Here is a 12,491-nt window from a genome sequence, read left to right as displayed (position 1 = left end):
CGTGGGGGAGCGCTAGGGACGGAGCACGGCGCCGTGGCCGAGGGGGCGCACGGTGCGCCGGTAGACCGACAGCCAGCCGGTTTCGTGGTGGTCTTCGGCGGGTACTGGCCGCCTCGTGGCGAGTTCGGCCGCGTCGACGCGCAGGTCGCAGACCCGCCCGGGCAGGTCGATGTGGACGGTGTCGCCGTCGCGGACGAGGGACAGGGGACCGCCGTCGGCGGCTTCGGGGCGGACCTCGCCGACCACGATGCCGCGGTTGACGAGCCCGGACAGCTGGCCGTCGGTGACCACCGCGACCTCGCCGGTGAGCCCGGCGCGGTCGAGGGCGAAGACGATCTGGGACGCCATCCCCATGCCGGGACGCCCGCGCGGACCGAGCCCGCGGACCACCACGACGTCGCCCGCGGTGATGGTCCCGTCCGCCAGGGCGGCGACCGCGGCCTCCTGGCTTTCGAAGCAGCGGGCGGGGCCGGTGAACGCGGCCGGGCGCGCGTCGCCGACCGCGAGCTTGACGATGCCGCCGTCGGGCGTGAGCGAACCGCGCAGGACCACGATCAACGGCTCGGTCGCGAAGGGACGGTCGGCGGGTCGGATGACTTCGGGATCCACGACTTCGGCCGCGGACAGGTTGTCGCCCACGGAACCGCCGCTCACGGTCATGGGCGTCGGGTCGATCAGGTCGCCGAGCTGTTTCATGACCGCGCGGGCCCCGCCCGCGGCCTCGAACTGCTCGATGAGGTGCGGCCCGTTCGGCCGGACCGTCGAGACGACCGGCGTGTCCCGGCCGAGTTCGGCGTACAGACCGAGGACGTCGACGTCCACATCGGACTCTTCAGTCACCGCCTGCAGGTGCTTCACGGTGTTGATCGAGGCGCCCACCGCCAGTGCGACGCGGACGGCGTTGCCGAACGCAGTGGCCGTCATGATCCGGCGCGGGCGCAGGTCCTCTTCCACCATCCGCACGATGCGCGCCGCGGCGGCGTCGGCCGCGGCCCACATCGACGGCGAGTTCGCCGCGACGGGCGTGGTGCCGGGCAAGGCCATGCCGAGTGCTTCGGCGACGACGTGCATCGAGTTCGCGGTGCCCATGCCCGGGCAGACGCCGGGGCCGCCGACGGCGCTCTCGCTCATCTCGGTGAGTTCGTCCACAGTGGACGTCCCGCAGGCGTGGAGGAAGACGTCCTCGATGTCGCAGTGGCCGCCGCGGAAGCAGCCGCTGGGCTGGTAGCCACAGGCGACGAGCAGGGTCGGGATGTCCAGCCGCCCGGCGGCCATCAGCTGCGCGGGTGCGGTTTTGTCGCAGCTGGCCAGGCACACCATCCCGTCCAGCTGCGCGCCCTCGACGCCGACCTCGATGTCGTTCACGATGAGGTCGCGCGCCGAGAGGATGTACCCGCCACCGTGCCCGGCCGAGTGGATGAAGTCGCTCGGCGCGGTGGTCCGCACCTCGAACGCCAGCCCGCCCGCGGCGGCGATCCCCCGCTTGATCCTGGCCGCGATCGGGTCGAGGTGGCTGAAGCAGATCGCCAGGTCCGACGAGGAGTTGACGACCGCGATCTTCGGCTTGCGGAGGTCTTCGTCGGTGAGCCCGAGTGCCCGCCACTGGGCGCGCCGGGTGGCCCAGCGGACCGAGCCGGGCGGGAAGTCGCTGCGGACCATCGCTTTTCCTCCGTTCAGGACTCGAGGTTGCGGACCAGGCGGGTGGCGAGCTCGCCGTGGTCGATGTCGTGCACGCTGTCCTTCCCGGCCATGTCCAGCGCGTGCGCGGCGGCCATGCCCATCGCTCCGCACGGGCCCATCACGCGCACGCTCGACAGCGCGGCCGCGTCACCGTCGATGCAGCGCCCGGCGACCAGGACGTTGTGGACGTCCGGGGGCGTCATCGAGCGCAACGGGACGTAGTGCACGTGGTCGGGCTCGAACGTCTCCCACACGTAGCCTTCGGGGCTGTCGTGCAGTTCCACCGGCCAGGCGGTCCGCGCGACGGCGTCGGGGAAGCGGGTCCCGGCGCGCACCTCGTCGAGGGTCAGCTGGTGCTTCCCTTGCGCCCAGCGGGTTTGCCGCCGGCCGGGCAGTCCGTACGCCCGGACGCGGATGCGCCCGAACGCCTCCGGGAACTCCGCGCGCAGGAACGCCACCACCCGGTCGGCCTGGGCCTTGCCTTCCAGCTGGGCTTGGGCCGCGGCGATCGGTTCCAGGGGCGCCTCGATGTGCGTCATGTTGAGCACCGCGGTGCCCCGGCCGGGGAAGTGGAAGGCGAGCCCGTCACGACGGCGCAGGCCGTACTGTTCGGCTTTCGCGCCGACGCGCTCGGCCAGCTCGTCCGGCTCGGGCGAGGCCTCCTCGGCGACGTGCTCGACAACGAGCTGCTGCGAGCCGTAGATCTCGCGCTCCGGCAGGCGGCACGGCAGACCCGCCTCCCAGATCAGGGAAGCGTCCCCACTCGCGTCGACGAAACCGGTGGCGTCGACGTCCACGGCGCCGTAGCGGGTGGCGAAGGTGACCGACTCGATGCGGTCGCCACCGCGGACAACGCCGGTGATGGCCGCGCCGGTGATCACCCGGATTCCGTGCTCCCGCACGGTGTCTTCGACCCACCGGCCGAGCACCACTTCGTCGTAGCCGACGGTGAGCGTGTGCCGCCGCTGCCGGAACAGGTCACCCGTGGCGCCCAGGTCGCGGAAGATGTCGTCGAAGATCCCGTGCGTCAGCTGGCGGTACTCCGGGGCGTTGCCGAAGACGCCGCAGAACAACCCGATGAGCGAGTTGACCATCTGGCCGCCGAGCACCGGCAGCGCGTCGACGAGCACGACGTCGCGGCCGAGCCGGGCGGATTCGATGGCCGCGGACAGCCCGGCGATCCCGGCGCCGACGACGCAGACGTCGGCGGAGACCTGGTGGGCGGCGGAACCGGCGGGCTTGCGGACGGTGTGGACCTTCAGCTCGGTGAGGGGGTGCGGCATGGCTCACACGCTAGGTTGGGCGCCCGCGCCCCCGGAAATAGAGAATCGCGCTGCGGAGGTATCAGGCTGAGTTATAGCTGGCGGGCGAGGTCGGTCAGCACGGTCCGGAGCCAGCGGTGGGCCGGGTCGCCGTCGTACCCGGCGTGCCACCAGAACCGCTCGACGATCGGTTCCGGATCACCGGGACAGGGCAGGATCCGCAGGCCGAGCCGGTCGGCGACGCGCGTCGCGAGGCGTTCCTGCAGCAGCGCGACGCGGTCGGTGCCCGCGACGAAGTGGGGCACGGCCTGGTAGCTCTCGACGCGGACCCGGATGCGCGGCTGGATGCCGAAGAGCGCGAGCTGGCGGCCCATCGGCGCGGCGGGCGGGAACCCGCGGTCCGGCTGAAAGGGCGCGACCCACGGTAGCGCGGCGAGCTGCTCAAGGCTCAGTTCGTCACCTCGCACCGACGGGTTCGCTGCGTCGACGACGCAGACCCAGCGGTCGGTGAACAACGCGACCGACCGCACGTCGGGCAGCTCGAACCGGCTGACCGGGGGTGCGACCATGCCGTCGATCAGCCGGATCGTGTCGGTGATGTCGCTGGCGAAGGCCTCCCGGACCAGCCGGACGTGCAGCTGGACGTCCGGCGCCTGGTCCGCGAGCAAGGCGGACAGCCGGGAGCCGAGCACCTCGATCGTGTAGTCCGCCATGACCAGGGTGAACTCCCGGGCGGACGTGCCAGGGTCGAAGTCGTGGCCGGTGCCGAAGAGCCGCTCCGCGCCGGTGCACACCGCTTCGACCTGGTCGGCCAGCTGCGTGGCCAGCGCGGACAGCACGTAGCCGTTGCCGGACCGGACGAGCAGCTCGTCGCCGAAGTGCCGCCGCAACCGGGCGAGCGCGGCACTGGCCGCGGGCTGCGACACGCCGAGCCGGGCCGCCGCGCGGGTGACGTTCCGCTCGCCGAGCAGCTCGCGCAGGACCACCAGCAGGTTGAGGTCCAGGTTCGCCAGGTGCACCGCCGAGTGCCTCGCCACGATCGAACTATAAATCAGGCTGACACCTGTCGCGGGCCCGCGGCGGGTTAGGGTGAGCGCCGACGAGAGGGGAGTGCCTTGGCCGTGTTCAGCCGGGGGTTCCAGGGGCGGCGCGAGCGCGACGCCGGCCTTCCGCCGGGTCAGTACCTCACCGACGACTTCCCCGTCCTCTCGGCGGGGCCGACCCCGCCGGTGACGACCGAGGACTGGTCGTTCACGGTCACCACGGAAGCCGGCGAGCGGACGTCGTGGAGCTGGGCCGACCTGATGGCGCTGCCCGCCGAAGAGCCGACCGTCGACATCCACTGCGTGACCCGCTGGTCGAAGCTCGGCACGACCTGGCGCGGCGTGTCGCTCGACGTGCTGCTGGCCGACGTCGAGACCGCCGCCGACTACGCGATGGTGCACAGCTCCGGCGGTTACACCACGAACCTCCCCTTGGAGGACCTGCTCGACGGCAAGGCGTGGATCGCCTACGAGTTCGACGGCGAGCCCCTCGAACCGGTGCACGGTGGCCCCGCGCGGCTGCTCGTGCCGCACCTGTACTTCTGGAAGTCCGCCAAGTGGGTCAGCGGCCTGGAGCTGCTGCCCGACGACGAGCCCGGGTTCTGGGAAGAGCTCGGCTACCACAACTACGGAGACCCGTGGCGGGAACAACGCTACGACGGCGACTAGGCCGTCGCCGCCTCACCGCCCGGCTCGTCGAGACCCGCGACGAGACGGCTACCGCGCGCACCCTCCGGTTCGCTGTGCCGGACTGGCCGGGTCACCTCGCCGGGCAGCACGTCGACATCCGGCTCACCGCCGAGGACGGCTACACCGCGCAGCGCAGCTACTCGCTGTCCGCGCCCGCCGACGGCGAGTTCATCGAGGTGACCGTCCAGCTGGTCCCCGACGGGGAAGTCTCGCCCTACCTCGTGCGCGACATCGAAGTCGGCGACGTCGTCGAGGTGCTCGGCCCGCTCGGCGGCTGGTTCGTGTGGCGGCCCGAGCAGCCCGAGCCGGTGCTGCTGATCGGTGGCGGTTCCGGGGTCGCCCCGCTGATGGCGATGGTGCGGGCCCGCCCGGCGACCGCGCCGCCCTTCCGGCTGCTCTACTCGGCCCGGACCCCCGCGGACGTCTACTTCGCCGACGAACTGAGCGGCCCGGAGCGGGTCGTCCTGTACACGCGGGAAGCACCGGACGGCGTCGAGCGCGCACCGCACCGGATCGACGCGGCCGACCTGAAGGCGTACGGGCTGCCCGCGGACGACGCGCCGACCTGCTACGTGTGCGGGCCGACGCCGTTCGTCGAGACGGTCACCGGGTTGCTGGTCGACGCCGGGCACGACCCCGGCCGCGTGCGCGCGGAGCGGTTCGGAGCGAGCGGAGGGTGAAATGACGGACGCACACATCGACGGGAACGTCCTGGCGGGCCCACTGAGCAGCGTGTTCACCGCCGACGTCACGAGCGCGACGGCGGTGTGCGCCGGCTGCGGCCGGACCGACCGCCTCGCGACGGCGGCGGTGTACGGCGCCCCGATGGGCTACATCGCGCGGTGCCCCGGCTGCGACCAGGTCCTGCTGCGGTACGCCGAAGTTCCCGCCGGGGCCACGCTCGACATGCGCGGGATCGCGATCCTGCGCATGTCGGCGGGCTGACCGGCGGGACTCCGTCCTACTGGAACACCTCCGGCCGCTTCTTCGCGAAGGCGATCAACCCGCCCGCGTCGAGCATCTCGACCAGGAACGGATCGGCCGCCGCGCCGCGCACGCGCGTGCCCGTGGTGAGGTTGGTGAACTCGCCGGTGGTGAGGTCGACGCGCACCCGGTCGCCGTCGTCCGCCAGGTCCGGGTTGAGCCCGATCTCCAGCGCGGGCAGGCCGATCTCGAAGCAGTTGCGGTAGAACGTCCGCGCGAACGTCTCCGCCACCACACAGCCGATCCCGGTCGCCTGCAACGCCTTCGTGGCGATCGCGCGGCCCGACGACTGCCCGAAGTGCTTGCCCGCGAACACGATGTCGCCCGGCTGCACCTTCTTCGGGAACTCCGGGTTCAGGTCCTCGAGCACGTGCTGCACCAGCACGTCCATGGGTTCGAACACGTACTGCGTCTTCACGAGCCGGTCGGTCGGGATGTTGTCCCCGAACCGCCAGCAGCGGCCTTCGAACTTCACGCGGTCCTCCCTGCGATGACGCCCGCCACGGCCGACGCGGCGACGGTCTCCGACGACGCCAGGTACATCGCCGCGTCGGGACTCCCGTTGCGGCCGGGGAAGTTGCGGGCGTGCGTGGAGATCATCGCCTCGTCCGAGGCCAGCGCGCCCATGTTGTAGGCCTGGTTCGAGCCCGTGCTGGGCGGGAACCACGTCGCCCCCGCCTCGTGCAGCGCGAGCACGAGCCCTTCCCGCGCCGCCTCGGCGAACACCTCGCGGCTGGACGGCACGAGGTGGAACCGGACGTCAGGGTGAACCCGGCGCCCGGCCAGGACCTCGGCGGCCGCGCGGAAGTCCGCCAACCGGCCGCCGCCGTGGCCACCCAGTTCGGCGTACTGGACCGGCGTGCCCGCGACCTCGGTGACCGGCTTGACGTTGCCGACGGTCGGCGGGCACGCGACCTGCGGGTCCACCTCGCCGACGTCGAAACGCAACACCTGCGCCGCCTCTTCGCCGTCGCCGCGCACCAGGAGGTCTCCTCCGCCGCCCGGCAGCGTCCGCACGAACGCCTCGGTCACCTCGTCCGGCTCGACGAAACTGCACTTCGCCCCGAGGTCCACGCACAGCAACGGGAACAGCCAGCGGTCCCAAAAGGACAGTCCGCGCACGTACGGCCCGCCGAACTCGACGGCCCGGTAGTTCAGCTCGCCCTCGCCGATGCGGCCGACGAGCCACAGCGCGACGTCGCGCGGCGTGACGCCCGGCTTCGGCGTGCCCTCGAGGTGCACCCGGGTCGTCTCGGGCACCTTGAACCAGGCTTTCCCGTACGGCAGCACGGTTCCGGCGTGCGAGTCGTTGCCCAGCGCCACGGCGAGCGCGCCCAGCGTGCCGTGCACGGGAGTGTGGCTGTCGGACCCCACCACGATCATGCCCGGCTTGATGTGTCCATTGCGGACGACCGCGTGGTGCAGGTTGCCGTTGCCGCAGTCGTACAGCGTGAGCCCGTGCTTGCGGGCCCACTCCCGGTTGTGCCGCAGCACGTTCGCCTGCTGCTCGGTGGGCGGGGCGAAGTGGTGGTCGAACACCATGACGGCCCGCTCGGGGTCCGGGATGGGCACGTTGACCCGCTTCTCGTACACCTGCGACGTCAAGTACCCGGACAGGTCGTGCATGATCAGCCGGTCGACCTTCGCGACGACGATCTCGCCCGGTTCCACCGATTCACGGCCGCTCGCGCGGGCGAGGATCTTCTCGACGAGGTTCACGCGACCACCGCCGTCGCGACGACCTCGCGCGGGTCGGTGATGACCCCGCGGATCGCCGAGGCCGCGGCCGTCGCCGGGCTCGACAGGAAGATCTTCGCGTCGTAGCTGCCCATGCGGCCCTGGAAGTTGCGGTTGGCCGTCGACAGCGTGGTTTCGCCGTCGGCCATCGCGCCGCCGTTGCCCGCGCACGCGCCGCAGCCCGGGTTCGTGATCATCGCCCCCGCGTTGATGAGCTTCGTCAGCACGCCGTTTTCCGCCGCCTTCGCCATGATCTTCGCCGACGCGGGCGTCACGATGAGCCGGAGACCCGGTGCGACACGGTGGCCGGCGAGCACGTCGGCCGCGATCACGAGGTCGTCGTACTTGGCGTTGGCGCACGAGCCGATGAACACCTGGTCGAGCTTCGTCCCGGCGACCTCGCCGACGCCGACGACGTTGTCCACGGTGTGCGGCACGGCGATCTGCGGGGCCAGCGTCGGGCCGTCGAGGGTCACCGTCGCGCGGTAGGCCGCGTCTTCGTCCGGCAGCAGGATGTCCAGCTCGTCGCGGGGCACTCCGGCCTCGTCCAGGTAGGCGAGCGTGGTGGCGTCCGGGGCCACGTAGGCGTTCTTGGCACCCATCTCCATGGCCAGGTTGCAGAACGTCATGCGTTCCGACACGGACATGCCCGCGACGTAGGAGCCGGAGAACTCGGCCGAGTCGTAGGTGAGCCCGTCGGCGCCGAGGTCGCCGATGAGCTTGAGCATGACGTCCTTGGCGTACACGCCGGGGGCGAGGTCGCCGTCGATGACCACGCGGACCGACTCGGGCACCTTGACCCACAGCTTGCCGGTGACCCACGCGGCGGTGATCTCGCTGAACCCGACGCCGGTGCCGAAGGCACCCAGCGCGCCGTAGATGGTCGAGTGCGAGTCGGTGCCGATGATGAACTGCCCGGGCCGCACGAGCCCGTGCTCCATCAGGACGATGTGCGCGATCCCGCTGTCGACGTCGAAGAAGTTCTTCACGCCCATCTTCTTCGCGAACTCGCGGCACAGCGCGTGGTCGGCGGCCGTCTTCGCGTTCATCGCGGGGGAGAGGTGGTCCATCACCATCGCCACGCGGTCGACGTCGAAGAGCTTCTCGACGCCCATCTTCTCCAGCGTCCGGATGCACCGCCAGCTCGCGGTGTGGCTCATGTACAGGTCCGGGTACGCGTCGACGATCTGCCCGGGCGCGAGGTCCGTCACCGCGGACGCGCGCTCGATCGCCTTCTGCGCGAAGGTCTTGCCGGTCATTTCGTTCCTCCCGCCGCGAAGCTCGCCATCAGGTGCGGGATCAGGCCCCCGTCGGCCATGATCTCCCGCAGCACGGGCGGGTACGGGCTGAACGGGAAGGTCTGCCCGCCCGTCTCGACCGTGCCCGCGTCGTAGTCGACCCACAGCTCGCCGCCGTCGGCCGCCGCTTCCGCCGCGGCGGGCGACTCGACCGCGACGAGCCCGGTGTTGATCGCGTTGCGGAAGAACACGCGGGAGAAGGAGGCCGCGACGACCGCCTTGATCCCCGCGCCGATCAGGCACGTCGCCGCCTGCTCGCGCGCGCTGCCGCAGCCGAAGTTGCGGCCGGCGACGACGACCTCGCTGGCCCGCAGCCGCTGTTGCGTTTCCGGCCCCAGCGGCTCGAAAGCGTGCTCGGCGAGTTCCGCCGGGTCGATGCTCACGAGGTAGCGGCCGGGGATGATGACGTCGGTGTTCACGTTTTCGCCGAAGGTGATGACCTTGCCTCCGACGCGATGTTCACTGCCCATGGTTGCGTCTCCGCTCGAAGTTCCGGTCAGGGGCTGGTTTCCTCGAGGAACCAGTCGGTCGGCACGGTGTGCCCGAGTTCGCGTTGCTCGGCGAGGGCGAGCGCCCGCGCGCAGACCGCCGCGAACTGGATGCCCATGCCGGTGTTGTTGGCGAACACGGTGATGTCGTCGGGGCTGGTGCGGCCGGGCGCGTCGCCGAGCAGCAGGTCGCCGAGCTCCCGGATGTCGTCCCACTGCATCAGGCCGCGCTCGACGGGCCCGAGGATGTCGTACTGCTTGTCGTGGTGCACCTGCTCGCGCGAGAGCACGGTGATGCGGGCCGCGCGGTCGAACGTCGTGTCGTCGAGCTCGCGGCGGGTGGCCGTGCCGTCCGGCGAGGTGATCGCCGTGACGTGCGTGCCGGGGTCGAGCCACGCGCCGTCGAAGCACGGCTCCATGGCCGCGGTGGCGCAGGTGACGATCTGGCAGCCGGCCACGGCGTCACGCCGGTCGTCGACCGCCACGATCTTGCGGCCGGTCTTCTCGCTCCACACGCGGGCGAACTCCTCGCGGTGTTCGGCCGTCGGGCTGTAGACGCGGACTTCTTCGATGCCCGGCCGCACCATGAGCAGGCACTCGAGGTGGGCTTCGGCCTGCCAGCCAGAGCCGAACATCCCGGCGACCGTCGCGTCCGGATTGGCCAGCTCGCGGATGCCGAGCGCGGACGTGGCGCCGACGCGCATCTTCTGGATGAAGCTGTCGTGCATGATGGCCAGCGGTTCCAGGGTGGTCAGGCTGTAGAGCGTGACCAGCCCGACGTACCGGCCGCCGGGTGCGGCCGGGATGAGCCGTCGCCGCTGCACGCCGCTCGGCAGCGTCTCGACACCCGCGATGTCGGAGGTGATCCGCAGCGCCCACACGCCGCTGGAGACGTTGCCGCCTTCCTGGGACTTGAACCGGAAGCGGAAGCCGGGGTGACGGCTGTCCTCGACCGGGAAGTACGTGTGGTTGCGCGGCCGGTTGGCGCCCTGGCCCGAGTTCAGCTCCTTGTACGCGGTCTCCAGCGCGTCAAGCGTCTCGTCGGCCGTGAGCACCTGCTCGATGTCGCCGTTGGAAAGGATCCTCACCGGTGTGCTCCTGTCAGGTGTTCGGGTTCGCCGTCGGTGACGCGAACGGTTTCGGCCACGGCCGCGGTGCCGCCGTCGGCGAACGCGACCTCCACGGACACCGCGCCCGCCTCGCCGCCGGTCAGCACCGTGGCGGGGTCTTGGGCGCGGAATTCGCCCGCGGTGGACAAGTCGGCCTGGTTGACCCAGCGGACCTCGGCCTTCGCGCCGTCGGGCAGCTTGGCCAATGCGGGTGCGGCGGCTTCGGCGAGCGCACCGACGGTGGCCCCGGCCCTGGCCGCGCCGATCGCCTTGGCGAGAGCCTCTTTCAGGGCGTCAGGCCAGTCGCCGTCACTGAGGACACGGCTGGTGTGCACCCAGTTCATGCGGTACTGCCCCGTGACGGCGAACGACGTCACGCCGTCCGAAGTGGACAGCGAGAGCGGGTAGAGGTCGAGGAACCCGCCGCCGCGCAGCGCGCGTTCCACCGTCTCGACGCGGCTGCCCGCGGTGCTGCCCGCGACCGTCGCCTTCGCCGCGGCGTCGTCCAGGATCCGGCCCGCCGCGCGCAGCAGCTCGGTCTCGGCCGCCGACGGCACCAGCCGCTGCTCGCGCACCAGCCCGCCGAGGCGGCGGACCTGCCAGCCGGGGACGGCGTCGACGATCTCCTCGGCGACGTCGGCGGGCCACAGCGCGGCGTCGACCAGGCCGACGGTGCCGGTCGGCCCCTCCAGCAGGTACTTCGCGACCAGGTCGGCGAAGTTCTTGCCGCTGCTGAACTCCGTGACCGTCGACGAGCGCCGCATCCAGTTCTGCACCCGCAGCGAAAGCTTCGTCAGGAACGTGACGGGCCCGTCGGCGGGGATCGCCAGCACGCCCTCGTTCCAGTAGAGGCACAGGTTGGTCAGGTAGGCGAGGTCGTCCGACCGCGACACGTCGGCGTAGACGAGGGCGACGTCGACGCCCTCGGCCGCCATGGCCCGCTGCAAGGTGGCCACGCGGTCGTGCCACTCCCGGTCGGGGACCTCCGCGGGATCGAGTACGTGCAACCCTCGTTTCACGCCACGTCTCCTGTCTCGAACAGCTTGCGTTCGGTCGTGATCAGCACTTCGCAGCCGTCGGCGGTCACGCGCACCGGGTCGCCGAGCACGTGGTAGCCGGCCAGCGGCGTGTAGGTGTTGGGGTGGATGATGAACACCGAATTCTCGGGCAGCACCGTGTGGTTGCCCTCGATGATCGGCGTCTCGTCGAGGTGCAGGCCGTGGCCGTGGCCGCGGACGCGGGTGTACTCGCTCGTGCAGTACTCGCCGTAGCCGTACTTGCGGAACACGTCGTTCTGCGCCACCGCGACCTCGTGGGCGGTGATGCCCGGCCGCACCACGGAAATGCCCGCTTCGACGGCCTCGTTGAACAGGTCGAACGACTTGCGCTGCCCGTCGTCGGCCTTGCCCACCACCGCGGAGCGGCAGATCTGCAGCCAGTAGCCGGCCATTTTGGGCGTCAGCTCGGTGCGCACCATGTCCCCGGCCTCGAGCCGCCGGTCGCCGGGCGGGGTCATGCCGCGGACCTCGTCGCGTCCCGAGGCGATGAGCATGAAGTTGTCCTCGGCGCCGAGGTTCTTCAGGCGGGCCTCGACCTCGGCGACGATCCGGTACTCCGGCAGCCCGGGTTCCAGCACGTCGACGAACGCTTCCCAGCCCGCGGCGCACACCACGGCGCTGCGCCGCATCCGGGTCAGCTCCCACTCGCTCTTCACGAGCCGGGCGGTGTCGAGCAGCTTCGTCGCCGGGACGACTTCGGCGCCCGGCGCCGCGGCGCGGATCGTCTCCATGAGCACGAGCGGCACGAGCTCGTGGAGGGCGATCCCGATGCGCCGCGGCGCCAGCTCCTTGAGGACCACGGCCAGCTCCGCCGGGTCGGCCGGGTCGAGGCGGCGGGCGTCGCCGACCCAGCCCTGCGCCGTGAACGCCGGGAGGTCCGACGGCCGGGTCGAGAAGGCGACGGCGTCGCCTTCAGCCGGGAAGACGACGAGCGCGGCGCTGCCCGCCGGGGTCACGTCGGTGAAGTAACGGATGTTCTCGCGCCGCCAGGCCGGGCCGTAGGCGAGCACGACGTCCAGGCCCTGCTCGGCCATCGCGTCGCGGATCTTGCGGTGCCGCAGCCGCAGCTCCGCCTGGTCGTCGGGGGACAGGCCCGCTCCGGCGGGCGCCGGGGCGTGGTCGATCGTCATGTTTCCTCCACG

13 protein-coding genes are annotated in these 12,491 nt (G+C 71.5%); 3 read left to right on the top strand and 10 right to left on the bottom strand.

Going from position 1 to position 12,491, the window contains the following annotated elements; all coding sequences use genetic code 11:
* Positions 1 to 12: 12 nt before the first annotated feature.
* The 3 genes from ilvD to QP939_RS46360 all read right to left on the bottom strand — a co-directional run bounded on the left by ilvD (position 13) and on the right by QP939_RS46360 (position 3,979).
* Positions 13 to 1,659: a dihydroxy-acid dehydratase gene (gene ilvD / locus QP939_RS46370; protein ID WP_285453214.1), complete on the bottom strand. Its 1,647-nt coding sequence runs from the start codon at positions 1,657 to 1,659 to the stop codon at positions 13 to 15.
* A gap of 14 nt (positions 1,660 to 1,673) precedes the next feature.
* Positions 1,674 to 2,963 (bottom strand): FAD-dependent oxidoreductase, encoded by a 1,290-nt coding sequence (locus QP939_RS46365; RefSeq protein ID WP_285453213.1) that lies wholly within the window; start codon positions 2,961 to 2,963, stop codon positions 1,674 to 1,676.
* Between the two features lie 71 nt (positions 2,964 to 3,034).
* Positions 3,035 to 3,979 (bottom strand): LysR family transcriptional regulator, encoded by a 945-nt coding sequence (locus QP939_RS46360; protein ID WP_285453212.1) that lies wholly within the window; start codon positions 3,977 to 3,979, stop codon positions 3,035 to 3,037.
* A gap of 78 nt (positions 3,980 to 4,057) precedes the next feature.
* Between QP939_RS46360 and QP939_RS46355 the strand changes: the two genes are divergently transcribed.
* Genes QP939_RS46355 through QP939_RS46345 form a run of 3 tightly spaced genes read left to right on the top strand, consistent with a single transcriptional unit; the run spans position 4,058 to position 5,620 of the window.
* Positions 4,058 to 4,654, top strand: coding sequence for a sulfite oxidase-like oxidoreductase (locus tag QP939_RS46355; protein ID WP_285453211.1), 597 nt, complete (start codon positions 4,058 to 4,060; stop codon positions 4,652 to 4,654).
* Positions 4,624 to 5,355 (top strand): ferredoxin reductase, encoded by a 732-nt coding sequence (locus tag QP939_RS46350; protein ID WP_285453210.1) that lies wholly within the window; start codon positions 4,624 to 4,626, stop codon positions 5,353 to 5,355. Before QP939_RS46355 ends, QP939_RS46350 begins: the two co-directional genes overlap by 31 nt.
* 1 nt (position 5,356) lies before the next feature.
* On the top strand, positions 5,357 to 5,620 hold the full coding sequence (locus QP939_RS46345; RefSeq protein WP_285453209.1) for a DUF6510 family protein: 264 nt from the start codon (positions 5,357 to 5,359) through the stop codon (positions 5,618 to 5,620).
* Between the two features lie 16 nt (positions 5,621 to 5,636).
* Here the strand turns inward: QP939_RS46345 and QP939_RS46340 are convergent, their stop codons facing one another.
* Genes QP939_RS46340 through QP939_RS46310 form a run of 7 tightly spaced genes read right to left on the bottom strand, consistent with a single transcriptional unit; the run spans position 5,637 to position 12,479 of the window.
* Positions 5,637 to 6,134 carry a LeuD/DmdB family oxidoreductase small subunit gene (locus QP939_RS46340; RefSeq protein ID WP_285453208.1) on the bottom strand — a complete coding sequence of 166 codons (498 nt, stop codon included), beginning with the start codon at positions 6,132 to 6,134 and terminating at the stop codon, positions 5,637 to 5,639.
* Positions 6,131 to 7,378 (bottom strand): 3-isopropylmalate dehydratase large subunit, encoded by a 1,248-nt coding sequence (locus QP939_RS46335; protein ID WP_285453207.1) that lies wholly within the window; start codon positions 7,376 to 7,378, stop codon positions 6,131 to 6,133. Before QP939_RS46335 ends, QP939_RS46340 begins: the two co-directional genes overlap by 4 nt.
* Positions 7,375 to 8,655 carry a 3-isopropylmalate dehydratase large subunit gene (locus tag QP939_RS46330; protein WP_285453206.1) on the bottom strand — a complete coding sequence of 427 codons (1,281 nt, stop codon included), beginning with the start codon at positions 8,653 to 8,655 and terminating at the stop codon, positions 7,375 to 7,377. The genes QP939_RS46335 and QP939_RS46330 overlap by 4 nt, the downstream gene beginning before the upstream one ends.
* Entirely contained in the window at positions 8,652 to 9,164 is a 513-nt protein-coding gene (locus QP939_RS46325; RefSeq protein WP_285453204.1) for a LeuD/DmdB family oxidoreductase small subunit, read from the bottom strand. The genes QP939_RS46330 and QP939_RS46325 overlap by 4 nt, the downstream gene beginning before the upstream one ends.
* A 26-nt stretch (positions 9,165 to 9,190) precedes the next feature.
* Positions 9,191 to 10,270 carry an ornithine cyclodeaminase family protein gene (locus QP939_RS46320; protein WP_285453202.1) on the bottom strand — a complete coding sequence of 360 codons (1,080 nt, stop codon included), beginning with the start codon at positions 10,268 to 10,270 and terminating at the stop codon, positions 9,191 to 9,193.
* Positions 10,267 to 11,310: an aminopeptidase P family N-terminal domain-containing protein gene (locus tag QP939_RS46315; protein WP_285453200.1), complete on the bottom strand. Its 1,044-nt coding sequence runs from the start codon at positions 11,308 to 11,310 to the stop codon at positions 10,267 to 10,269. Before QP939_RS46315 ends, QP939_RS46320 begins: the two co-directional genes overlap by 4 nt.
* Positions 11,307 to 12,479: a M24 family metallopeptidase gene (locus QP939_RS46310; protein WP_285453198.1), complete on the bottom strand. Its 1,173-nt coding sequence runs from the start codon at positions 12,477 to 12,479 to the stop codon at positions 11,307 to 11,309. The genes QP939_RS46315 and QP939_RS46310 overlap by 4 nt, the downstream gene beginning before the upstream one ends.
* Between the last annotated feature and the right edge of the window lie 12 nt (positions 12,480 to 12,491).

This window comes from Amycolatopsis nalaikhensis, from assembly GCF_030264295.1.
Lineage (GTDB): Bacteria > Actinomycetota > Actinomycetes > Mycobacteriales > Pseudonocardiaceae > Amycolatopsis > Amycolatopsis nalaikhensis.
This window is presented reverse-complemented; position numbering and strand designations above follow the sequence as displayed.